General features: G+C 41.3%; 25 protein-coding genes and 1 pseudogene. All 26 read left to right on the top strand.

Features of this window, described 5'->3' with window-relative positions:
• A pseudogene (locus tag FGQ53_RS07940) lies at window positions 1–239 on the top strand (transposase family protein); the annotation flags it as partial.
• A gap of 81 nt (window positions 240–320) precedes the next feature.
• The gene (locus FGQ53_RS07935) at window positions 321–1,514 is read left to right on the top strand and encodes an N-acetylmuramoyl-L-alanine amidase family protein (protein ID WP_138337522.1); all 1,194 of its coding nucleotides are present in this window, start codon (window positions 321–323) and stop codon (window positions 1,512–1,514) included.
• 152 nt (window positions 1,515–1,666) lie between these two features.
• Window positions 1,667–1,828, top strand: a complete 162-nt coding sequence (locus FGQ53_RS07930; protein ID WP_078836781.1) for a ComC/BlpC family leader-containing pheromone/bacteriocin — start codon at window positions 1,667–1,669, stop codon at window positions 1,826–1,828.
• Window positions 1,829–2,141: 313 nt separating this feature from the next.
• Window positions 2,142–3,164 (top strand): GHKL domain-containing protein, encoded by a 1,023-nt coding sequence (locus FGQ53_RS11770; RefSeq protein ID WP_249339645.1) that lies wholly within the window; start codon window positions 2,142–2,144, stop codon window positions 3,162–3,164.
• Window positions 3,161–3,892: a LytTR family transcriptional regulator DNA-binding domain-containing protein gene (locus FGQ53_RS07920; protein WP_138337516.1), complete on the top strand. Its 732-nt coding sequence runs from the start codon at window positions 3,161–3,163 to the stop codon at window positions 3,890–3,892. The genes FGQ53_RS11770 and FGQ53_RS07920 overlap by 4 nt, the downstream gene beginning before the upstream one ends.
• 234 nt (window positions 3,893–4,126) lie before the next feature.
• Window positions 4,127–4,255, top strand: a complete 129-nt coding sequence (locus tag FGQ53_RS07915) for a smi_0059.1 family bacteriocin-like peptide (RefSeq protein ID WP_138337513.1) — start codon at window positions 4,127–4,129, stop codon at window positions 4,253–4,255.
• A gap of 11 nt (window positions 4,256–4,266) precedes the next feature.
• Window positions 4,267–4,407 carry a hypothetical protein gene (locus FGQ53_RS07910; protein ID WP_171019111.1) on the top strand — a complete coding sequence of 47 codons (141 nt, stop codon included), beginning with the start codon at window positions 4,267–4,269 and terminating at the stop codon, window positions 4,405–4,407.
• A 109-nt stretch (window positions 4,408–4,516) separates the two neighbouring features.
• Window positions 4,517–4,699: a class IIb bacteriocin, lactobin A/cerein 7B family gene (locus FGQ53_RS07905; protein ID WP_138337510.1), complete on the top strand. Its 183-nt coding sequence runs from the start codon at window positions 4,517–4,519 to the stop codon at window positions 4,697–4,699.
• A gap of 19 nt (window positions 4,700–4,718) precedes the next feature.
• Window positions 4,719–4,907 (top strand): hypothetical protein, encoded by a 189-nt coding sequence (locus tag FGQ53_RS07900; RefSeq protein ID WP_138337507.1) that lies wholly within the window; start codon window positions 4,719–4,721, stop codon window positions 4,905–4,907.
• Window positions 4,908–4,939: 32 nt separating this feature from the next.
• Window positions 4,940–5,140, top strand: coding sequence for an SPPN_00645 family bacteriocin-like peptide (locus tag FGQ53_RS07895; protein WP_138337504.1), 201 nt, complete (start codon window positions 4,940–4,942; stop codon window positions 5,138–5,140).
• Between the two features lie 192 nt (window positions 5,141–5,332).
• Window positions 5,333–5,461 (top strand): smi_0059.1 family bacteriocin-like peptide, encoded by a 129-nt coding sequence (locus tag FGQ53_RS07885; RefSeq protein WP_000658220.1) that lies wholly within the window; start codon window positions 5,333–5,335, stop codon window positions 5,459–5,461.
• A gap of 11 nt (window positions 5,462–5,472) precedes the next feature.
• Window positions 5,473–5,628: a hypothetical protein gene (locus tag FGQ53_RS07880; RefSeq protein ID WP_171019110.1), complete on the top strand. Its 156-nt coding sequence runs from the start codon at window positions 5,473–5,475 to the stop codon at window positions 5,626–5,628.
• A gap of 32 nt (window positions 5,629–5,660) precedes the next feature.
• Window positions 5,661–5,855 carry a class IIb bacteriocin, lactobin A/cerein 7B family gene (locus tag FGQ53_RS07875; protein WP_000180824.1) on the top strand — a complete coding sequence of 65 codons (195 nt, stop codon included), beginning with the start codon at window positions 5,661–5,663 and terminating at the stop codon, window positions 5,853–5,855.
• 27 nt (window positions 5,856–5,882) lie between these two features.
• Window positions 5,883–6,083: a hypothetical protein gene (locus FGQ53_RS07870; RefSeq protein WP_023940558.1), complete on the top strand. Its 201-nt coding sequence runs from the start codon at window positions 5,883–5,885 to the stop codon at window positions 6,081–6,083.
• Window positions 6,084–6,091: 8 nt separating this feature from the next.
• The gene (locus tag FGQ53_RS07865) at window positions 6,092–6,259 is read left to right on the top strand and encodes a class IIb bacteriocin, lactobin A/cerein 7B family (RefSeq protein ID WP_001047582.1); all 168 of its coding nucleotides are present in this window, start codon (window positions 6,092–6,094) and stop codon (window positions 6,257–6,259) included.
• A 3-nt stretch (window positions 6,260–6,262) separates the two neighbouring features.
• Window positions 6,263–6,478, top strand: coding sequence for a bacteriocin immunity protein (locus FGQ53_RS12020; protein WP_138337502.1), 216 nt, complete (start codon window positions 6,263–6,265; stop codon window positions 6,476–6,478).
• A gap of 80 nt (window positions 6,479–6,558) precedes the next feature.
• Window positions 6,559–6,738, top strand: a complete 180-nt coding sequence (locus FGQ53_RS07855; protein ID WP_138337500.1) for a hypothetical protein — start codon at window positions 6,559–6,561, stop codon at window positions 6,736–6,738.
• Between the two features lie 795 nt (window positions 6,739–7,533).
• Entirely contained in the window at window positions 7,534–9,687 is a 2,154-nt protein-coding gene (gene comA, locus FGQ53_RS07845) for a peptide cleavage/export ABC transporter ComA (protein ID WP_138337498.1), read from the top strand.
• Window positions 9,688–9,699: 12 nt separating this feature from the next.
• Window positions 9,700–11,049 carry a competence pheromone export protein ComB gene (comB, locus tag FGQ53_RS07840; RefSeq protein ID WP_138337495.1) on the top strand — a complete coding sequence of 450 codons (1,350 nt, stop codon included), beginning with the start codon at window positions 9,700–9,702 and terminating at the stop codon, window positions 11,047–11,049.
• Window positions 11,050–11,219: 170 nt separating this feature from the next.
• Complete coding sequence (purC, locus tag FGQ53_RS07835) at window positions 11,220–11,927, top strand: phosphoribosylaminoimidazolesuccinocarboxamide synthase (RefSeq protein WP_171019109.1); 708 nt, start codon at window positions 11,220–11,222, stop codon at window positions 11,925–11,927.
• Window positions 11,928–11,983: 56 nt separating this feature from the next.
• Window positions 11,984–15,709 (top strand): phosphoribosylformylglycinamidine synthase, encoded by a 3,726-nt coding sequence (locus tag FGQ53_RS07830; RefSeq protein ID WP_138337489.1) that lies wholly within the window; start codon window positions 11,984–11,986, stop codon window positions 15,707–15,709.
• Between the two features lie 12 nt (window positions 15,710–15,721).
• Window positions 15,722–17,164 (top strand): amidophosphoribosyltransferase, encoded by a 1,443-nt coding sequence (gene purF, locus FGQ53_RS07825; protein WP_138337486.1) that lies wholly within the window; start codon window positions 15,722–15,724, stop codon window positions 17,162–17,164.
• A 212-nt stretch (window positions 17,165–17,376) separates the two neighbouring features.
• Window positions 17,377–18,399 carry a phosphoribosylformylglycinamidine cyclo-ligase gene (gene purM / locus FGQ53_RS07820; RefSeq protein WP_138337483.1) on the top strand — a complete coding sequence of 341 codons (1,023 nt, stop codon included), beginning with the start codon at window positions 17,377–17,379 and terminating at the stop codon, window positions 18,397–18,399.
• Window positions 18,396–18,947 carry a phosphoribosylglycinamide formyltransferase gene (gene purN / locus FGQ53_RS07815; protein WP_138337480.1) on the top strand — a complete coding sequence of 184 codons (552 nt, stop codon included), beginning with the start codon at window positions 18,396–18,398 and terminating at the stop codon, window positions 18,945–18,947. The genes purM and purN overlap by 4 nt, the downstream gene beginning before the upstream one ends.
• 44 nt (window positions 18,948–18,991) lie before the next feature.
• Window positions 18,992–19,456 carry a GNAT family N-acetyltransferase gene (locus tag FGQ53_RS07810; protein WP_138337477.1) on the top strand — a complete coding sequence of 155 codons (465 nt, stop codon included), beginning with the start codon at window positions 18,992–18,994 and terminating at the stop codon, window positions 19,454–19,456.
• 1 nt (window position 19,457) lies between these two features.
• Complete coding sequence (gene purH / locus FGQ53_RS07805; RefSeq protein WP_138337474.1) at window positions 19,458–21,005, top strand: bifunctional phosphoribosylaminoimidazolecarboxamide formyltransferase/IMP cyclohydrolase; 1,548 nt, start codon at window positions 19,458–19,460, stop codon at window positions 21,003–21,005.
• The last annotated feature ends 354 nt before the right edge of the window (window positions 21,006–21,359 follow it).

Genomic DNA, 21,359 nt, shown 5'->3' with positions numbered 1-21,359 from the left:
GCATCTTGAAATTTCACGAAAATACCTTTATTCCTGCTAAGCGTTCTAAACATCACCCCTTAACCCAAGAGGATAAGTAGTTGAATCGCGAGATAGCTAAAATGCGTATTGAAGTTGAGCACTTTAATGCCAAATTTAAAACCTTTCAAATCATGGCACAGCCCTATCGTAATCGTAGAAAACGGTTTGAATTAAGAGCTGAGTTGATTTGTGGCATCATCAACCACGAGATGATGTAGTTACCGAACAAGTCTATTAAAATATAGCTAAATAAATAGGGGAAACCCTCCTGTAGCTATTCAATAAAGGAGGAAATGGCTATGAAAAAATCTAAACTTCTCACTTTTGGTTTGCTTGCAGGTGCTGGTCTGCTTTTGTCAATCAACCAAGCACAGGCTGCAGATACTTGGGTTAAAAATGGTGCTGACTGGAATCTTTCTCAAAATGGCAGCCTAGCTAAAAATAAATGGGTGCAAAATGCTGGTTCTTGGTACCACTTCGACGGTTCTGGAAAAATGCAGACAGGCTGGCTCAAAGACGGAAACACTTGGTATTCGCTCGCAGATAGTGGCGCCATGCGCACTGGCTGGTACAAGGAAGGCAACACATGGTACTCACTAGCAAATAGTGGTGCCATGCGTACAGGTTGGTACAAAGAAGGGTCTACATGGTATTACCTCAAAGGTAGTGGCGCTATGGCAACAGGATGGGCGACTGCAAATGGTCAATGGTCTTACTTTGAAAAATCAGGTGCAATGGTTGCAGACAGAGCTGTTCCAGCCAGTGATGGGGAAAGTTATGTCATTGGTAAGGATGGCTATATGTTAACCAAACTCCCAAGTCAGGTTGAACAATCTCAAGCGGATGATACAATTATCACAAATATTGTTACTTTGTCTGATGGGTATGATTATCATCTTATTCATAGAAAAGATGGAGTCATTGTTGAAAAAAATGCTTGGTACATAAAACCTGAATTTAAGAAGTTTTCTAATAAATATGGGGATCACGTTTCCAATACGACGTTGGCTTTAATAGATAATAAAAATCAAGGACAGGAAATTAATCCTAAAGCTGTCGTGAAAAATTTCCAAAACTTACCAAACAGGTATTACTTTGGGGCAGATGGTCGTCGAGTAACAAATTTACCAGAAATGACTACCTATTCAGAGATTAAGAAAGTTGGAAATGATGTCTATCTAGAAAATCCAGGTGCACGACTTCGTCTTGGAGCTACTAACTTTACAATCAATAACAATAAACTATACTATTTAGAAAATGAGCAAGGTAAGCTCAAAACAGGTTACTTTGTATTAATTGATGATGGTATGGCTACAACCCACTATCACTTCCTAGCCTATGCGGATCAATCTGGTGAAATTCTTAAGATGAAACGCTTGCCATCAGGAGTTTCAGATTATCTTGATAAAGAAATTGATGGTTTATATGGTGAAAAAATTAAAATTGAATCTCCACACTCAAACGAATATTATAAAGTGGTTGTGGTTAAATAAAAATAATATCTTCACAACTAATTGTTAACACTCTAACCAATATACCATTTTCAGGAGGCTTTAGATTTCTTGTATTTCAAAAGAAAACTAAAGCCTTTTGTAGATGGAACAGGGGATAGAGTTATCTATAAAATAATGAAAAGGAGTCTGTCATGGAAATGAAAAATACATTTGTAGAATTAGAACAATTTGAAGAGTTAACTCCAGAAGTTTTGGAGGAAGTGAATGGTGGAGGGAATTTCTTTTGTTCTTTGTTTGGGCTTTGCCAACCTCGGTATTGTAGTCCAGCACCAACTAAAACTGTGATTGGATAGTATGGTTTTGACTTTTATTAAGGAGCTTCTATTTGCTTTATTGCTGATGGTTTCCATTATAGTTCCTCCAATTTATCTAGGTTACCAAATTATACCGGAATTTCGTAAAAAGAGATACATAGTCTATTTATTAATGATGCAAGTAATAGCTGGTAAAACTTTTTTTGAAATTATGTATTTGGAAGTTTTAATCTTTTTTTACCTTATTTTCTATGTGAATAGGAAGAAAAAGGGGGAATCGTTATTTCTTTCACTCTATCTTTTTAGTTTTTACCAGAGTATTCGCTATTTATTGGTATTGTTCTATATTCGGATGTTAGATATAGATATGCTATCAGAAGTAGGAAATGGTATTGTTAATTCTACTTTTTCTCTACTAGCTCTTGTACTGACAGTAGTTATGATGAAGCGTTGGTCTTTGGATTTGGATTTATTTTTTTCAGATACTTTCAAAACCCACTATCATAAGAGTTTTTTCATTATCCTACCTCTGACTGGATTTAGGATATTCTCTTCGTTTATGACAAATATAAATTGTTCTTTCTACGTTCGATTTGATACGACCATTTCTCTCTTGATTTTCATTCTCTTTTTCTCTTGGCTATTTTACATCAAGCATTTGGAGCAGGCTTATCGTGATGAGCAAACCATTCAGAGACAGGAAGATGAAAATCGTTCCTTGCAAGGAATGGTGGATAAGTTGGGTCATCTCTATGATGAGGTTCGAGGTTTCCGTCATGATTTTGCAGGGATTGTCGCCAGCATGGAGCCTGCCATAGCGAATCAAGACATGGCTGAGGTGTCTACCATTTATCAAGATGTTTTTCTAAAGACCAATGAAAAGCTGAGGAAGGCAGATTACACAGCCTTTAATCTTCACAATATCCATGATATAGCCATTCGCAATACCTTGGCAAAAGCCATGATTGTGGCAGATAAGCAGGGAATTCATTTTAGTTTGGAGACGGTGGGGGTTGTAGAAGATCTGGCATTGCCGATGTTGGAGGCTATTCGTATCCTCTCTATCCTCACGACAAATGCTTTAAAAGCAGCGAATGAGGCTGAAAATCCGCAGATTCGGGTTGCTTTATTGGCAGGTGATAGGAGTGTCCGTTTTATCATTGAAAACACTCGTAAGAAAGAAGAACTGAATCCCAGCCTTCTCAGTCAAAAGGGTTACTCTACCAAGGGCAACCACAGTGGACTGGGCTTAGCAACCTTGGAGGATATGGTTTTTCATTATGATTTAAACTTAGATTCCCAGCTAGGAGAAACGACCTTTAGACAAGATTTAGAATTGCCATTTAAGGATGAGAAACGAGGGGAAGAGGAATGAGAATTTTAGTTTTGGAAGACGATAGAGTCCAGCAAGGACGGATAGAGCAGACTTTACTAGATATTGGTCGCTCTCGCAATTTGAGATTGGAAATTAATATTGCCAAAAGCTATGGAGATGTTGAAAAGTATTCTCAGTATTTTGACCATTACCAGCTTTATTTATTGGATTTAGAGATTGATGGAGAGCGTGAACGGGGTTTTCAAGTTGCTCAACAGGTTCGGGAGCGGGATCCTTTTACAAGCATTGTCTTTGTGTCCACGCACTCGGAGGCCTTGCCTCTAGCTTTTCGCTATCACTTGTCTGCCTTGGATTTTATTTCCAAGGATCAGCCAGAGGCGGGCTACCGTCATCAGCTGGAGCGCTGTCTGGATTATGTACTGGCAGTGGATAAGAGGGAAAATATGCGTATCTTCACCTACAGTTTTGAGGGAAGACGGGGCTTTACTCTGCCCTACCATGAGATTTTAGCCTTTGAAACCTCAGTGGAATCCCACCGTATCAAGATCTATTATGCCAATCACTCTATCAAGACCATTTACGGCAGTCTCAAGGATATCGCTTCCAAGGCTGAAAAAGATTACTTTGTCTATGCTAATCGCAATACTTTAGTCAGTTTACAGGCCATTGAAGAGATGACTGCGACAGAAGTGACCCTGTTAGAAGGCTTGCACTTCCCCGTATCACGAACAGCCAGAAGAACACTAAAAAAACACCTAAATGTCTAATATCTGTTAGACTTGAATCAATTTATCAATAAGAATGTCGGAAAAATTTTCTGATATTCTTATTTTTTTGAATTCTTTTTCAAATAGATAAGTAAGAGGAAAAAGGAAGGAGTTTGCTTCATGTATCTACCAATCTTGTATCCGTGGTTTTTTAAATAAAATTTAATTTAGTTGTTCATTTTCGAAATTTTTTTCGAATAAATAAGTGAGAGGAAAAAAGAAAGGAATAAAATAATGAAAGAACATTACTATGGATTTGTTGAGCTAACTTCGGAAGAATTGACCGATATTCAAGGTGGAGAAAATTGGACAAAGACCCTTGCAGATTGGTGCCTTGGATTTCGTAGAGGTTTAGGTTTTTAGGAGGATAAGCGATGAATGAAATGAATGATAAGTATACTATTGAGGTATTAAAGGAAAGCGACTTAGCTTTGCTGGTGGGTGGTAGCAAGGCAAGTTATCAACATGGTTTAATGGTGGGGTTCATTTTACGTCGTGCATTATTTGGATTCTGAGATAACATTTAGAGAGTGAAGCTTACCTACAACAATGAACAGAATATATGAAAAAGGAAATACAATAACTACCTTTTTCAATCGTTAAGAATCAAAAAAGGAGAATAAGATGGAAAAATTTAAAAATATGGAAGATAGTTTTCGTGTAATGAGTCATGAGGAAATGGCTGATGTAGAAGGAGGCTTGCTAGTTGGTCTGGTAGTAGTTGGAGGAGTCGCAATTGCAGGAACGTTTTTATTGGGTGCGGTAGATGGTGCTTCAGGAGCACATGCTAAGCGTCGTGGACGTTAACAGGGAAGGAAGAGCGCTAATGGAACGCATGATAGAAAGTTGGATTACTAGGGTAGAGAACTTTTACAGTTTGCAGTCAATTCCTGTAAAAGTATTGATTTTCATAGTTGGAGTAGTTGGGGTTTATGCTTTAGGGACCTTACTTTTAGGACCGGTTTATTGGGCGGGACAGAAGTTTGGCGAAATGGTTTACAATTATTTATTTTAATAAAAAATTATAGACAAAGAGGAATAAATACAATGAATATGATAAAAATTGAAGAAAGATTTACAAGTCTCACAGAAAAAGATTTAGCAACAGTAGAGGGCGGTCGAGTTTCATGGAGAGGTAATATTAACATAGATGTTCATAAAGTGATTGATAGTACGGGAAGATTTTTCAGTGGTATCTATAATGCTGGTAGAGCATTTGGTCGAAATGTTTACAATGCATTTTATTAATATAGTTTATTAAAATTGATATTATATATTATATTTTTGAATTCGTTTTCGAATAGATATAGTAGATTGAAATAAGATGTGAACAAATTAATTAGGAAAGTTAAATTAATTCCTAGAAATATTTTAGCAGCTGTAGTGTACTACTCCAGTTTCAATCTACTATAAGTAAGAAGAAAAGAAAGGAATAAAATAATGAAAGAACATTACTATGGATTTGTTGAGCTAACTTCGGAAGAATTGACCGATATTCAAGGTGGAGAAAATTGGACGAAGACCCTTGCAGATTGGTACATTGGATTTCGTAGAGGTTTAGGTTTTTAGGAGGATAAGCGATGAATGAAATGAACGATAAGTATACTATTGAAGTATTAAAGGAAAGCGACTTAGCTTTGCTGGCGGGTGGTAGCAAGGAAAGTTATCAACGAGGTCTAATTACAGGTCTATTGTTACGCGGTGTATTTATTGGAACCCCATTTTTTAGAAGATAAGATTTAGAAAAAATAGAACAAGGAGAAAAAAGATGACAAATTTTGACAAAATGGAACAGAACTTTGTAGCTCTTACAGAAGAAGAGTTGATGAATGTGGATGGGGGAGCATTGCCTCTTGTAGTCGCTGGAGTGTCTATTTGGAAGATAGGTGCAGCAGTAGCAGGTGGAGCAGCAGCGCTTTTTGCTGGAGGAGCAGCTTTGGGGTATTATGCGAATAGACCATAATCTGATTGTAGTCAGAGAGGCATTTCTATGTTTTTAAAAAAAGAAGTGATATTATTAGGGGTATTGTTATCGCTACGTATTATTTTTACTATCGTTCAAATTTTAATTGACTATAAAATATTATCAGGACAGTATAGTGTAAATTTTATGGATATTTCAGAAGTATTTACTTATCCAATACTCATTTTAATCATTTACATAGCAATAAAATATAATACAAAGGAGTAATGACGAACATGAACTTAGAACAATTTTATCAATTATCTGACGATGAATTAGTGGGAACAAAAGGTGGTTTTGGTCTTGCGGAAGCAGTTGGGATTGCAGGAGTACTGAATGCTGCTGTACAAATTTTTAATGCTGGTTACAAATTTGGTTCAGATTTTGCTCGTCGTGGGCGTTAGATAATGAGCAGTCGCAACCTTAATCTCAATACATTGTTACCTAAACTAGCCACGATATGTCCTTTGTTGGGAATAACTCTTAATGTCGCACTTCATGTGATTCGTACAGGTTCATTAGTATCCTTTGATTGGCAATGGACTTTGGTTGGTTTGTTTTTCTCAGCATATTTTGGTATTTTTCGCAAAGATTTGTCAAAAAATAATCAAAACTATAAATGAAGAACATGAATCAAAAGGATTTTGTGTATATGAATGGTAGCGTTTTTCCGCCATTCTTGTCAGGTAATTAGGAGTCTATTATGAAAACATTTTTATTAGGTTTTGCTGAGGGTTATTTTATCGTATCGCTCATAATCTACATCGCAACGTATTTGATTTTGAAAAATCCGATCAATACCCTATTTTATCCAGAAATTTACCCTGTTTTATTTGGGCTCTATTATCTAGGATATAAGGTCAGTAAAAAGAGAGTAGGGTGAGCAGCTAAGAATGACTTGTTAGTCTGCGCTAAAATGACTAGAGTATAATCTAAGAATGCATCACATTGGAGTTTAATATGAAATTCGTTAAATCAGTATTGAAAGTTTTGCCTGAAATCATGGTATTACTTAGTTCAATGTCTTATATCATCATCAGATTAGTAGCTGACATAAATAAAGTATCTTTACCTACTTGGTTTGATAATTTTAATATACCCACGATTGCATTATTTATGATGGTCTTCATTCTTTTATACAGAAGTAAAGAAAAAAAGAATAGATAGATTTAAAGCAGTAGACGCTCTATAGGGAATAGGTGTCTTGTGGTAACGAATCAAAAAAGGAGTAACTATGAATCGTAATTTAGAACGGTGTTATCTATTCTGACTAGGAATGAATCATACCAGAGGTGGCTTAGAAATAGCAGGGACATTAGAAATTAAAGTAATAAATAGGATGTCACAAATGTTATAGTATATTGAAATAAGATGTGAACAAATTGATTAGGAAAGTCAAATTAATGTATAGAAATATTTTAGCAACCACGGCGTACTATTCTAGATTCAATCCACTATACTATCAATGATTTATTTGTTCCAAGCTTGCCTAGGGTGTCAGTAAAAAATCACTTTCCTTTCATATCATATTTTAGGCATGACGTTTGTTCTGCCTATTTTTTATCCAAAAAGTGCAGTTGGGAGGGAGATAGGCGCATTTGGGGAGGAAGTCCAGTTTTTGTTTGAGGATTGGGGTAAGATAGTTATTATCAGATGAGTTTAGGAAAAGGAGATGAATATGAAATTTTGGAAACGTCACTATCGTCCGCAGGTGGATCAGATGGACTGCGGTGTAGCTTCATTAGCCATGGTTTTTGGCTACTATGGTAGCTACTATTCTTTGGCTCACTTGCGAGAATTGGCTAAGACGACCATGGATGGGACGACGGCTTTGGGCTTGGTCAAGGTGGCAGAGGAGATTGGCTTTGAGACGCGAGCTATTAAGGCGGATATGACGCTCTTTGACTTGCCAGATTTGACTTTTCCTTTTGTTGCCCATGTGCTTAAGGAAGGGAAATTACTCCACTACTATGTGGTGACTGGGCAGGATAAGGACAGCATTCATATTGCTGATCCAGATCCTGAGGTGAAATTGACAAAACTGCCACGTGAGCGTTTTGCGGAAGAATGGACAGGAGTGACCCTTTTTATGGCCCCTAGTCCAGACTACAAGCCTCATAAGGATCAAAAGAATGGCCTTCTTTCTTTTATCCCTATATTAGTGAAACAGCGTGGCTTGATTGCCAATATCGTTTTAGCAACACTCTTGGTCACCTTGATTAACATTGTGGGTTCTTATTATCTGCAGTCTATCATTGATACCTATGTGCCAGATCAGATGCGTTCGACGCTGGGGATTATTTCTATTGGGCTGGTTATCGTCTATATCCTTCAGCAGGTCTTGTCTTACGCTCAGGAGTATCTCTTACTTGTTTTGGGGCAACGCCTGTCGATTGATGTGATTTTATCCTACATCAAGCATGTGTTTCACCTGCCTATGTCCTTTTTTGCGACTCGACGGACAGGGGAAATCGTGTCTCGTTTTACGGATGCTAACAGTATCATTGATGCGCTGGCTTCGACCATTCTTTCGATTTTCCTAGATGTGTCAACGGTTGTCATTATTTCTCTTGTTTTATTTTCACAAAATACCAATCTCTTTTTCATGACTTTATTGGCACTTCCTATTTACACAGTGATTATCTTTGCCTTTATGAAGCCGTTTGAAAAGATGAATCGGGATACCATGGAAGCCAATGCGGTTCTGTCTTCTTCTATCATCGAGGATATCAACGGTATTGAGACTATCAAGTCATTGACCAGTGAAAGTCAGCGTTACCAAAAGATTGACAAGGAATTTGTGGATTATCTGAAAAAATCCTTTACCTATAGTCGGGCAGAGAGTCAGCAAAAGGCTCTGAAAAAAGTTGCCCATCTCTTACTTAATGTCGGCATTCTCTGGATGGGAGCTGTTCTGGTCATGGATGGAAAGATGAGTTTGGGGCAGTTGATTACCTATAATACCTTGCTTGTTTATTTTACAAATCCTTTGGAAAATATCATCAACCTGCAAACTAAACTTCAGACAGCGCAGGTTGCCAATAATCGTTTAAATGAGGTTTATCTGGTAGCTTCGGAGTTTGAGGAGAAGAAAATGGTTGAGGATTTGAGTTTGATGAAGGGAGAAATGACCTTCAAGCAGGTTTATTACAAGTATGGCTATGGTCGAGATGTCTTGTCAGACATCAATTTGACAATTCCCCAAGGTTCTAAGGTGGCTTTTGTGGGGATTTCAGGGTCAGGTAAGACGACCTTGGCCAAGATGATGGTTAATTTTTACGACCCAAGTCAGGGAGAGATTAGTCTGGGTGGTGTCAATCTCAATCAGATTGATAAAAAGGCCTTGCGCCAGTACATCAACTATCTGCCTCAACAGCCCTATGTCTTTAATGGAACGATTTTGGAGAATCTTCTTTTGGGAGCCAAGGAGGGGACGACACAGGAAGATATCTTACGGGCGGTCGAGTTGGCCGAGATTCGGGAGGATATCGAGCGGATGCCCCTGAATTACCAGACAGAATTGACTTCGGATGGGGCAGGGATTTCAGGTGGACAACGTCAGAGAATCGCTTTGGCGCGTGCTCTCTTGACAGATGCGCCTGTCTTGATATTGGATGAGGCGACCAGCAGTTTGGATATTTTGACAGAGAAGCGAATTGTTGATAATCTGATGGCTTTGGACAAGACCTTGATTTTCATTGCTCACCGTTTGACCATTGCTGAGCGGACAGAGAAGGTTGTTGTCTTGGATCAGGGCAAGATTGTCGAAGAAGGAAAGCATGCTGATTTGCTTGCACAGGGTGGCTTTTATGCCCATTTGGTGAATAGCTAGAAAGAGGAGAGGATGAAACCAGAATTTTTAGAAAGTGCGGAGTTTTATAATCGTCGTTACCAGAATTTTTCCAGTCGGGTGATTGTCCCCATGTCCCTTCTGCTCGTGTTTTTGCTTGGATTTGCAACTTTGGCAGAGAAGGAGATGAGTTTGTCTACTAGAGCTACTGTTGAGCCTAGTCGAATCCTTGCAAATATCCAGTCAACTAGCAACAATCGCATTCTTGTTAATCATTTGGAAGAAAATAAGCTGGTTAAGAAGGGGGATCTTCTGCTTCAATATCAGGAAGGGGCAGAAGGTGTTCAAGCGGAGGCTTATGCCAGTCAGTTGGACATGCTCAAGGATCAAAAAAAGCAATTGGAGTATTTGCAAAAGAGCCTGCAAGAAGGGGAGAACTACTTTCCAGAGGAGGATAAGTTTGGCTACCAAGCGACCTTTCGCGACTACATCAGTCAAGCAGGCAGTCTTAGGGCTAGTACATCGCAACAAAATGAGACCATCGCGTCCCAGAATGCAGCAGCTAGTCAAACCCAAACTGAAATCGGCAATCTCATCAGTCAAACAGAGGCTAAAATTCGCGATTACCAGACAGCTAAGTCAGCTATGGAAACAGGTGCTTCCTTGGCCAGTCAGAATCTAGCCTACTCTCTCTACCAGTCTTACAAGTCTCAGGGGGAGGAAAATCCGCAAGCTAAGGCTCAGGCTGTTGCGCAGGTTGAAGCACAGCTTTCTCAGTTAGAATCCAGTCTTGCTACTTATCGTGTCCAGTATGCAGGTTCAGGTACCCAGCAAGCCTATGCGTCTGGTTTAAGCAGTCAATTGGAATCTCTTAAATCACAACACTTGGCTAAGGTTGGTCAGGAATTGACCCTTTTAGATCAGAAAATCTTGGAGGTGGAGTCAGGCAAGAAGGTACAGGGAAGTCTTCTAGACAAGGGGAAAATTACGGCAAGTGAGGATGGGGTGCTTCATCTTAATCCTGAGACTAGTGATTCGACCATGGTAGCAGAAGGTGCCTTACTAGCCCAACTCTATCCGTCCTTGGAAAAAGAAGAGAAAGCCAAACTTACAGCTTATCTTAGTTCAAAAGATGTAGCAAGAGTCAAGATTGGGGACTCTGTTCGTTATACTACGACTCATGATACCAAGAATCAAATTTTCCTAGATTCTACTATTACAAGTATTGATGCGACAGCTACCAAGACTGAAAAAGGGAATTTCTTTAAAATCGAGGCGGAGACTAATCTAACTTCGGAGCAGGCTGAAAAACTTCGGTACGGGGTGGAAGGTCGCCTGCAGATGATTACGGGCAAGAAAAGTTATCTACGTTATTATTTGGATCAATTTTTGAACAAAGAGTAATGTTCGTGTTTTTAGAGTTACATGATTTTAAAACTGTGAGAAAGATACTTCTTGCAGTTTTTTTCTTTACGATTTTCGAGATGATTATTCTGTTTATTCGGTTAAATTCTTGTAATTTTGGTTTTTTTGTGGTAGAATGTGCTCAAGTAATACGAAAGGCGAACTTTAAAATGTCAAAACAATTAATCTATTCGGGAAAAGCTAAAGATATCTATACAACAGAGGATGAAAATCTTATTATTTCGACTTACAAGGACCAGGCGACTGCTTTTAACGGTGTCAAGAAGGAGCAGATTGCAGGTAAGGGAGTGTTGAATAATCAGATTTCATCTTTTATTTTTGAGAAATTAAATGCGGCTGGTGTAGCGACTCACTTTGTGGAGAAACTTTCGGACACGGAACAGCTCAATAAAAAGGTTGAGATTATTCCTTTGGAAGTTGTGCTTCGCAACTATACGGCTGGTTCCTTTTCAAAACGTTTTGGCGTAGATGAAGGTATCGCCTTTGAGACTCCGATTGTCGAATTTTACTATAAAAATGATGACTTGGATGATCCATTTATCAATGACGAGCATGTGAAATTCCTACAGATTGCGGATGACCAGCAGATTACCTACTTGAAGGAAGAAACGCGTCGTATCAATAAACTTTTGAAGGCTTGGTTTGCTGAGATTGGGCTTAAGTTGATTGACTTTAAGCTAGAGTTCGGTTTTGACAAGGATGACAAGATTATCTTGGCAGACGAATTTTCACCAGATAACTGCCGTTTGTGGGATGCAGATGGCAACCACATGGACAAGGATGTTTTTCGTAGGGGATTGGGAGAACTAACTGATGTTTACGAAGTTGTCTGGGAAAAGTTGCAAGAACTAAAATAACAACCTAGAGGTTGTTTGGAAAAATTGCAAGAGCTGAGATAAAGGAATAAGAATTGATGGATAAACGTATTTTTGTTGAAAAAAAGGCCGATTTTCAAGTTAAGTCAGAGAGTTTGGTAAGAGAACTCCAGCACAACTTGGGACTTTCAAGCTTGAAAAGTATTCGTATTGTGCAAGTGTATGATGTATTTGATTTGGCTGAGGACTTGTTTGCACCTGCAGAGAAACACATTTTCTCTGAGCAGGTGACAGACCATGTTTTGGACGAAGCTGCTGTGCAGGCGGATCTGGCTAACTATGCTTTCTTTGCTATTGAAAGCTTGCCTGGGCAATTTGATCAGCGTGCGGCTTCTTCACAGGAAGCTTTGCTTTTGCTGGGAAGTTCGAGTGATGTAATAGTCAATACAGCCCAACTTTACTTGGTTAATAAAGATATTGATGCGACTGAGTTAGAAGCGGTCAAAAACTACCTGCTTAATCCAGTTGATTCTCGTTTCAAGGACATCACGACTGGGATTGCCAAGCAGGAATTTTCAGAGTCAGACAAGACCATTCCTAAATTGACTTTCTTTGAAAGCTATACGGCAGAAGACTTTGCTCGCTACAAGGCCGAGCAAGGGATGGCCATGGAAGTGGATGATTTGCTCTTTATCCAAGACTACTTCAAGTCAATAGGGCGCGTGCCGACGGAAACCGAGCTCAAGGTTTTGGATACTTACTGGTCTGACCACTGCCGTCACACGACTTTTGAGACAGAGTTGAAACACATCGACTTTTCAGCTTCTAAATTCCAAAAGCAATTGCAGTCAACATATGACAAGTATATTGCCGTGCGTGATGAGTTGGGACGTACGGAAAAACCGCAAACCTTGATGGATATGGCGACTATTTTCGGTCGTTATGAGCGTGCTAATGGACGTTTGGACGACATGGAAGTGTCAGACGAAATTAATGCTTGCTCGGTCGAAATCGAAGTGGATGTCAATGGTGTGAAAGAACCTTGGCTCCTCATGTTTAAAAATGAAACTCATAACCATCCAACTGAGATTGAGCCATTTGGTGGCGCGGCTACCTGTATCGGTGGTGCTATTCGTGACCCGTTGTCAGGCCGTTCCTACGTTTACCAAGCCATGCGTATCTCGGGTGCTGGTGATATTACAGTACCGATTTCAGAAACTCGTGCTGGTAAATTGCCACAACAAGTCATTTCTAAAACAGCGGCTCATGGTTATTCTTCATATGGTAACCAGATTGGACTTGCGACAACCTATGTTCGCGAGTACTTCCACCCAGGCTTTGTAGCTAAACGCATGGAGCTTGGTGCTGTTGTAGGTGCGGCTCCTAAGGAAAATGTTGTTCGTGAAAAACCGAAAGCTGGGGACGTGATTATCTTGCTCGGTGGTAAGACTGGACGTGATGGTGTCGGTGGTGCAACGGGATCTTCTAAGGTTCAAACAGTTGAGTCTGTAGAGACTGCTGGTGCTGAGGTTCAAAAAGGAAATGCCATCGAAGAACGTAAGATTCAACGCCTTTTCCGTAATGGCGATGTCACTCGTCTCATCAAGAAGTCCAACGACTTTGGAGCAGGTGGTGTCTGTGTGGCTATTGGTGAATTGGCAGATGGTCTTGAAATAGACCTCAACAAGGTTCCTCTTAAATACCAAGGCTTGAATGGTACAGAAATCGCTATCTCTGAATCACAAGAACGGATGGCAGTCGTGGTTCGTCCTGAAGATGTGGATGCCTTCGTTGCCGAATGTAACAAAGAAAATATTGATGCTGTTGTGGTTGCGACAGTGACTGAAAAACCAAATTTGGTCATGCACTGGAACGGTGAGACAATCGTGGACTTGGAACGACGTTTCCTTGATACAAACGGTGTGCGTGTTGTTGTAGATGCCAAGGTTGTAGACAAGGATGTCAAACTCCCAGAAGAACGCACAACAAGTGCAGAAAGCTTTGAAGTGGATACTCTTGCAGTCTTGTCTGATCTCAATCATGCCAGCCAAAAAGGTTTGCAAACTATCTTTGATTGCTCTGTTGGTCGCTCTACGGTCAATCACCCACTTGGTGGTCGTTACCAACTCACACCAACTGAAGCTTCTGTGCAAAAATTGCCAGTTCAGCACGGTGTGACCCATACTGCGTCAGTCATGGCTCAAGGTTTCAATCCTTATGTGGCAGAATGGTCTCCATACCACGGTGCGGCTTATGCAGTTATCGAAGCAACTGCTCGTCTAGTAGCTGCTGGTGCCAACTGGTCCAAGGCTCGTTTCTCTTACCAAGAGTATTTTGAGCGCATGGACAAGCAAGCTGAGCGTTTTGGTCAGCCAGTAGCAGCGCTTCTAGGATCTATCGAAGCACAAATTCAACTTGGTTTGCCATCTATTGGCGGTAAGGACTCCATGTCTGGTACTTTTGAAGAATTGACCGTACCACCAACCTTGGTCGCTTTTGGGGTGACGACAGCGGATAGTCGTAAGATACTCTCTCCAGAGTTCAAGACTGCTGGTGAAAACATCTATTACATCCCAGGTCAAGCCCTCTCTGCAGAGATTGATTTTGATTTGATTAAGTCTAACTTTGCTCAATTTGAAGCAATCCAAGCTGGCCACAAAGTAACATCTGCATCAGCTGTCAAATACGGTGGTGTCGTTGAAAGCTTGGCTCTTGCTACCTTTGGGAACCATATTGGTGCAGAGGTGACCTTGCCTGAACTTGAAATGGCTTTGACAGCACAATTGGGTGGATTTGTTTTTACATCGCCTCAAGAAATTGCTGGAGTGGAGAAGATTGGACAAACAAGCGCAGACTTTACACTCGTTGTCAACGGTGTGAAGCTAGATGGACAGAAACTTGACAGTGCCTTCCAAGGAAAACTAGAAGAAGTTTATCCAACAGAATTTACCCAATCTAAAGAACTAGAAGAAGTTCCAGCTGTCGTTTCTGACGCAGTCATCAAAGCCAATGAAACTATTGAAAAACCAGTGGTTTACATCCCAGTCTTCCCAGGAACCAACTCAGAGTATGACTCAGCTAAGGCCTTCGAAAAAGAAGGTGCAGAGGTCAACTTGGTGCCATTCGTGACCTTGAATGAAGAGGCCATTGTCAAGTCAGTTGAAACTATGGTTGACAATATTGGCAAGGCAAACATTCTCTTCTTTGCAGGTGGATTCTCAGCTGCTGATGAGCCGGATGGTTCAGCCAAGTTTATCGTCAATATTCTGCTCAATGAAAAAGTGCGTGCAGCTATTGATAGCTTTATCGCCCGTGGTGGCTTGATTATCGGTATCTGTAATGGATTCCAGGCTTTGGTCAAATCAGGTCTTCTTCCATATGGAAACTTTGAAGATGCCAAAAGTACTAGCCCAACCCTCTTCTACAATGATGCCAACCAACACGTGGCCAAGATGGTGGAAACTCGGATTGCCAATACCAACTCACCATGGTTGGCTGGCGTGCAGGTGGGTGATATCCACGCTATTCCTGTTTCGCACGGTGAAGGGAAGTTTGTCGTGACGGCTGATGAATTCGCTGAACTCCGTGACAATGGACAAATTTTCAGCCAATACGTTGACTTTGACGGTAAACCAAGCATGGACTCCAAGTACAATCCGAATGGTTCTGTAAATGCTATAGAGGGAATTACCAGCAAGAATGGTCAAATCATTGGAAAGATGGGGCATTCAGAACGTTATGAAGACGGTCTTTTCCAAAACATCCCAGGAAATAAAGACCAGCACCTGTTTGCGTCGGCTGTGCGTTATTTCACAGGGAAATAAAAGGTATAAAAAATGACATACGAAGTGAAATCTCTTAATGAAGAATGTGGTGTTTTCGGTATCTGGGGACATCCAGATGCTGCAAAATTGACCTATTTTGGGCTCCACAGTCTTCAGCACCGTGGTCAGGAGGGGGCAGGAATTCTCTCCAATGATCAAGGACAATTGAAGCGCCATCGCGATATGGGTCTTCTATCAGAAGTCTTCAGAAATTCAGCTAATTTGGATAAATTGACAGGAACTGGTGCGATCGGGCATGTGCGTTACGCGACTGCTGGCGAAGCTTCTGTAGATAACATTCAGCCCTTCCTCTTCCGCTTTCATGATATGCAGTTTGGCTTGGCTCATAATGGAAATCTGACCAATGCAGCCTCTCTCAAGAAAGAATTGGAAGATAGAGGAGCGATTTTCAGCGCGACTTCGGACTCGGAAATCTTGGCTCACCTCATTCGTCGCAGTCACAACCCTAGCTTGATGGGCAAAATCAAGGAGGCGCTCAGCCTAGTTAAAGGTGGTTTTGCCTATATCTTGTTGTTTGAAGATAAGTTGATTGCGGCCCTTGATCCTAATGGCTTCCGTCCGCTTTCAATCGGTAAAATGGCCAACGGAGCGGTGGTTGTTTCCTCTGAAACTTGCGCTTTTGAAGTCATTGGTGCCGAGTGGATTCGTGATTTGAAGCCAGGTGAGATTGTGATTATTGATGACAAAGGCACCCAGTATGATAGCTATACAGATGATACACAGTTGGCGATTTGCTCTATGGAGTATGTCTATTTTGCTCGCCCTGACTCTAATATCCATGGTGTCAACGTCCATACAGCTCGCAAACGTATGGGGGCTCAATTAGCGCGTGAATTTAAGCATGAGGCAGATATTGTGGTCGGTGTGCCAAATTCCTCACTCAGCGCAGCCATGGGATTTGCAGAAGAATCTGGTCTGCCAAATGAAATGGGACTGATCAAAAACCAATACACCCAACGTACCTTTATCCAACCGACTCAAGAATTGCGGGAGCAAGGGGTGCGGATGAAACTATCTGCTGTTTCTGGTGTTGTAAAAGGCAAGCGTGTGGTTATGATTGATGACTCTATTGTACGTGGAACAACCTCTCGTCGTATCGTTCAGCTTTTGAAAGAAGCAGGTGCGACTGAGGTTCACGTTGCCATTGGTAGTCCAGCGCTAGCTTATCCATGTTTCTACGGGATTGATATCCAGACTCGTCAGGAGCTGATTGCGGCTAATCATACGGTCGAAGAGACTCGCCAAATTATTGGTGCAGATAGTCTGACCTATCTTTCTGTTGAAGGATTGATTGATTCGATTGGGATTGAAACGGATGCGCCAAATGGTGGTCTCTGTGTCGCTTACTTTGACGGTGACTACCCAACACCTCTCTACGACTATGAAGAAGACTACCGTCGAAGTTTGGAAGAGAAGACTAGTTTTTACAAGTGAGTTACTGAGATTCTCCATAAAAGAAAAGGAATAAATGACAAAAAATGCTTATGCTTCACGTCTCACTACTGACTAAAAGCTAAAGCATTTGTCAGTAGACGCTTTCTCCTATGGGACCAAAGCTAGAGACCTGACTAGTATTTTTAGATAAAATAATTGTTTATCTAAAAATACGTCGCAGTCTTTCCCAAAAAAAGAAAAGGAAAAATAAAATGGCAAATAAAAATGCGTACGCTCAATCTGGTGTGGATGTTGAAGCGGGTTATGAAGTTGTTGAGCGGATCAAAAAGCACGTGGCTCGTACGGAGCGTGCAGGTGTCATGGGAGCTCTTGGTGGCTTTGGTGGCATGTTTGACCTTTCAAAGACTGGGGTTAAAGAACCTGTCTTGATTTCAGGGACTGACGGTGTTGGAACCAAGCTCATGCTGGCTATCAAGTACGACAAGCACGATACCATCGGTCAGGACTGTGTGGCCATGTGTGTCAACGATATCATTGCTGCAGGTGCGGAGCCCCTCTATTTCCTTGACTACGTCGCAACTGGTAAGAATGAACCAGCCAAGCTAGAACAAGTGGTTGCTGGTGTAGCAGAAGGTTGTGTGCAGGCAGGCGCTGCCCTCATTGGTGGGGAAACAGCTGAAATGCCTGGTATGTACGGCGAAGATGACTACGACTTGGCTGGTTTTGCAGTCGGTGTGGCTGAAAAATCTCAAATCATAGACGGTTCAAAAGTAGCTGAAGGTGATGTCCTTCTCGGACTTGCGTCAAGTGGGATTCACTCAAATGGTTACTCACTCGTGCGTCGTGTTTTTGCCGACTACACAGGTGAGGAAGTCTTACCAGAATTGGAAGGCAAGAAACTCAAGGAGGTTCTTCTCGAGCCGACTCGTATCTATGTCAAGGCTGTCTTACCACTCATCAAGGAAGAGTTGGTCAACGGTATTGCCCACATCACAGGTGGTGGCTTTATCGAAAATGTCCCTCGTATGTTTGCAGATGACTTGGCTGCTGAGATTGAGGAAAACAAAGTCCCAGTCTTACCAATTTTTAAGGCCCTTGAAAAATACGGTGAAATCAAGCATGAAGAAATGTTTGAAATCTTCAATATGGGTGTTGGACTCATGTTGGCAGTTAGCCCTGAAAATGTAGGTCGTGTCAAAGAATTGTTGGATGAACCAGTTTATGAAATTGGTCGCATCGTCAAGAAAGAAAACGAAAGTGTCATCATCAAATGAAAAAAATAGCGGTTTTTGCCTCTGGTAATGGCTCAAATTTTCAGGTGATTGCCGAAGAGTTTCCAGTGGAGTTTGTCTTTTCAGACCATCGTGATGCCTATGTGCTAGAGCGTGCAGAAAAGCTTGGTGTCCTATCCTACGCTTTTGAACTCAAGGAGTTTGAGAACAAGGTAGACTACGAAGTAGCCCTTGTCGAACTCTTGGAAGAACACCAGATTGACTTGGTTTGCCTCGCTGGCTACATGAAAATCGTTGGGCCCACCTTATTGGCAGCTTATGAAGGTCGAATCATCAACATTCATCCAGCCTACCTGCCAGAATTTCCAGGAGCTCATGGAATTGAGGATGCTTGGAATGCTGGCGTTGCTGAGAGCGGCGTGACCATTCACTGGGTGGATTCTGGTGTGGATACAGGTAAGGTTATCAAGCAAGTACGTGTGCCACGGCTTGCTGATGATACCATTGACAGCTTTGAAGCTAGGATTCATGAGGCAGAGTACAAGTTGTATCCGGAAGTGTTGGATAGTTTGGAAGTGGAGAGTAGATAAGAAGTAAATCAAGTTTTGATTTTGCAATATTGCTAGGAGAAAAAATGATTGAGATAAAATTAGTAGATGAGAGCAGTTATCAGGCAGTGCTGGATTTGAAAATATCTGAAGCTGATGAACGAGCACGTTTCGTGTCTCCAAATGTACGCTCTTTAGCTGACGCATGGCTCTACCGAGAGAATGGGGATGTGTTTCCAATGGCAATTTATTGGAATGGGCTTGTAGTTGGTTTTCTCCTTCTGGAAATAGACGAGGATGAGGCGGAATATTTTATCTGGCGGATAATGATTGGTCAGCAGTACCAAGGAAGAGGTTATGGACGAAAAGCCTTGGAAGCTCTAATCAAAAAGGCTCAGATGGATAGCACTTGCAATCATATTATTGCAGATTATGTGGTTGGAAATGAAAAAATGAAGCACCTGTTGACTAGTTTGGGTTTTCAGGAAACAGGATTTATAGAAGAAAATAACGAAGTCGCTATGCGCTTGAACCTAAAGAAAGAGGAATAGAATGACGAAAAAAGCCTTAATCAGCGTCTCAGACAAAGCGGGCATTGTTGAGTTTGCCCAAGAACTTAAAAAACTTGGTTGGGAGATTATCTCGACAGGTGGAACCAAGGTTGCCCTTGATAATGCTGGGGTAGATACCATTGCGATTGATGATGTGACTGGTTTTCCAGAGATGATGGACGGTCGTGTTAAGACCCTTCATCCAAATATACACGGTGGACTCCTCGCTCGTCGTGACTTGGATAGCCACCTTCAAGCGGCTAAGGACAATAAGATCGAATTGATTGACCTTGTTGTAGTCAACCTTTACCCATTCAAGGAAACGATCCTCAAACCAGACGTGACGTACGCTGATGCGGTGGAAAATATCGATATCGGTGGGCCCTCTATGCTTCGTTCAGCAGCGAAAAACCACGCTAGCGTAACAGTTGTGGTAGACCATGCTGACTATGCTGTGGTTTTGGACGAATTGTCAGCAAACGGTGAAACAACTTATGAAACTCGCCAACGTCTGGCAGCCAAGGTTTTCCGTCACACAGCAGCTTATGATGCTTTGATTGCAGAGTATTTCACAGCACAAGTAGGTGAAGAAAAACCTGAAAAACTGACCTTGACCTATGACCTCAAGCAAGCCATGCGTTATGGTGAGAATCCTCAACAAGAAGCAGACTTCTACCAAAAAGCCTTGCCGACTGACTACTCGATTGCTTCAGCAAAACAGCTCAACGGGAAAGAATTGTCTTTCAACAATATTCGTGATGCAGATGCGGCTATCCGTATCATTCGTGACTTCAAAGACCGTCCAACCGTTGTGGCTCTCAAACACATGAACCCATGTGGAATCGGTCAGGCTGATGACATCGAGACTGCTTGGGACTACGCTTATGAGTCTGATCCAGTGTCTATCTTTGGTGGGATTGTCGTCCTCAACCGTGAAGTTGACGCTGCGACTGCTGAGAAGATGCATGGTGTTTTCCTCGAAATCATCATCGCACCAAGCTATACGGATGAAGCGCTAGCCATTTTGACCAACAAAAAGAAAAACTTGCGCATCCTTGCCTTGCCATTTGACGCTCAAGAGGCTAGTGAAGTGGAAGCGGAGTACACAGGCGTGGTTGGTGGACTTCTCGTGCAAAACCAAGATGTGGTCAAAGAGAGCTCAGATGACTGGCAAGTGGTGACCAAACGCCAGCCAACCGAGACAGAAGCGACAGCTCTTGAGTTCGCTTGGAAGGCTATCAAGTACGTCAAATCGAACGGCATCATCATCACCAACGACCACATGACACTTGGTGTTGGCCCAGGTCAAACCAACCGTGTGGCTTCTGTTCGTATTGCCATCGAACAAGCTAAAGACCGCCTTGATGGTGCTGTCCTTGCTTCAGACGCTTTCTTCCCATTTGCAGATAACGTTGAAGAAATTGCTGCCGCAGGTGTGAAAGCAATCATTCAACCTGGTGGTTCAGTCCGTGACCAAGAATCAATCGACATGGCAGACAAATATGGTATTACCATGGTATTTACAGGAGTTCGTCATTTTAGACATTAAGAATTTCGAAAATAGCAATAAGCACCCCAAACGTTAGGGTGCTTATTTTAAGTTTTCCGCAAGTTTTCTTTAAGCCTGTCTTAAGCTAGTCCAGCTATAATATAACCATCCTAGCAATAGGACTCCTAAAAACTTTTCTTTTTCATAAATCTCCTAGAAAGGGCTAGACGCAAGTCCAATGTCATTAAGTTAAGAAATTCAAATACAATTCTGTATTTGGGTTTCTTTTTTATGTGATAAACTTATAGTTAAGGAGGGATTTCCCATGATAAAACAAATAAAAGCTCACTTGAATAAGAGTATTCAGAGTATTATTGGTCAAAAAGTTGAGTTCGTCAAACAAGATGAACAGGC

The sequence above is a fragment of the Streptococcus mitis genome (genome assembly GCF_005844455.1).
Lineage (GTDB): Bacteria > Bacillota > Bacilli > Lactobacillales > Streptococcaceae > Streptococcus > Streptococcus mitis_BF.
This window is presented reverse-complemented; position numbering and strand designations above follow the sequence as displayed.

What these genes read in the sequence shown, in the direction of transcription:
- FGQ53_RS07875 (WP_000180824.1), top strand. Translation starts at nt 5,661, where the DNA reads ATGACAAATTTTGACAAAATGGAACAGAACTTTGTAGCTCTTACAGAA.
- FGQ53_RS07880 (WP_171019110.1), top strand. Translation starts at nt 5,473, where the DNA reads ATGAATGAAATGAACGATAAGTATACTATTGAAGTATTAAAGGAAAGC.
- FGQ53_RS07855 (WP_138337500.1), top strand. Translation starts at nt 6,559, where the DNA reads ATGAAAACATTTTTATTAGGTTTTGCTGAGGGTTATTTTATCGTATCG.
- purM (WP_138337483.1), top strand. Translation starts at nt 17,377, where the DNA reads ATGGCAAATAAAAATGCGTACGCTCAATCTGGTGTGGATGTTGAAGCG.
- FGQ53_RS07935 (WP_138337522.1), top strand. Translation starts at nt 321, where the DNA reads ATGAAAAAATCTAAACTTCTCACTTTTGGTTTGCTTGCAGGTGCTGGT.
- purN (WP_138337480.1), top strand. Translation starts at nt 18,396, where the DNA reads ATGAAAAAAATAGCGGTTTTTGCCTCTGGTAATGGCTCAAATTTTCAG.
- FGQ53_RS07915 (WP_138337513.1), top strand. Translation starts at nt 4,127, where the DNA reads ATGAAAGAACATTACTATGGATTTGTTGAGCTAACTTCGGAAGAATTG.
- FGQ53_RS07930 (WP_078836781.1), top strand. Translation starts at nt 1,667, where the DNA reads ATGGAAATGAAAAATACATTTGTAGAATTAGAACAATTTGAAGAGTTA.
- FGQ53_RS07920 (WP_138337516.1), top strand. Translation starts at nt 3,161, where the DNA reads ATGAGAATTTTAGTTTTGGAAGACGATAGAGTCCAGCAAGGACGGATA.
- FGQ53_RS07870 (WP_023940558.1), top strand. Translation starts at nt 5,883, where the DNA reads ATGTTTTTAAAAAAAGAAGTGATATTATTAGGGGTATTGTTATCGCTA.
- FGQ53_RS07905 (WP_138337510.1), top strand. Translation starts at nt 4,517, where the DNA reads ATGGAAAAATTTAAAAATATGGAAGATAGTTTTCGTGTAATGAGTCAT.
- purC (WP_171019109.1), top strand. Translation starts at nt 11,220, where the DNA reads ATGTCAAAACAATTAATCTATTCGGGAAAAGCTAAAGATATCTATACA.
- FGQ53_RS07910 (WP_171019111.1), top strand. Translation starts at nt 4,267, where the DNA reads ATGAATGAAATGAATGATAAGTATACTATTGAGGTATTAAAGGAAAGC.
- FGQ53_RS11770 (WP_249339645.1), top strand. Translation starts at nt 2,142, where the DNA reads ATGTTAGATATAGATATGCTATCAGAAGTAGGAAATGGTATTGTTAAT.
- purF (WP_138337486.1), top strand. Translation starts at nt 15,722, where the DNA reads ATGACATACGAAGTGAAATCTCTTAATGAAGAATGTGGTGTTTTCGGT.
- FGQ53_RS07895 (WP_138337504.1), top strand. Translation starts at nt 4,940, where the DNA reads ATGAATATGATAAAAATTGAAGAAAGATTTACAAGTCTCACAGAAAAA.
- FGQ53_RS07865 (WP_001047582.1), top strand. Translation starts at nt 6,092, where the DNA reads ATGAACTTAGAACAATTTTATCAATTATCTGACGATGAATTAGTGGGA.
- FGQ53_RS07885 (WP_000658220.1), top strand. Translation starts at nt 5,333, where the DNA reads ATGAAAGAACATTACTATGGATTTGTTGAGCTAACTTCGGAAGAATTG.
- FGQ53_RS07810 (WP_138337477.1), top strand. Translation starts at nt 18,992, where the DNA reads ATGATTGAGATAAAATTAGTAGATGAGAGCAGTTATCAGGCAGTGCTG.
- FGQ53_RS12020 (WP_138337502.1), top strand. Translation starts at nt 6,263, where the DNA reads ATGAGCAGTCGCAACCTTAATCTCAATACATTGTTACCTAAACTAGCC.
- FGQ53_RS07900 (WP_138337507.1), top strand. Translation starts at nt 4,719, where the DNA reads ATGGAACGCATGATAGAAAGTTGGATTACTAGGGTAGAGAACTTTTAC.
- purH (WP_138337474.1), top strand. Translation starts at nt 19,458, where the DNA reads ATGACGAAAAAAGCCTTAATCAGCGTCTCAGACAAAGCGGGCATTGTT.
- comA (WP_138337498.1), top strand. Translation starts at nt 7,534, where the DNA reads ATGAAATTTTGGAAACGTCACTATCGTCCGCAGGTGGATCAGATGGAC.
- comB (WP_138337495.1), top strand. Translation starts at nt 9,700, where the DNA reads ATGAAACCAGAATTTTTAGAAAGTGCGGAGTTTTATAATCGTCGTTAC.
- FGQ53_RS07830 (WP_138337489.1), top strand. Translation starts at nt 11,984, where the DNA reads ATGGATAAACGTATTTTTGTTGAAAAAAAGGCCGATTTTCAAGTTAAG.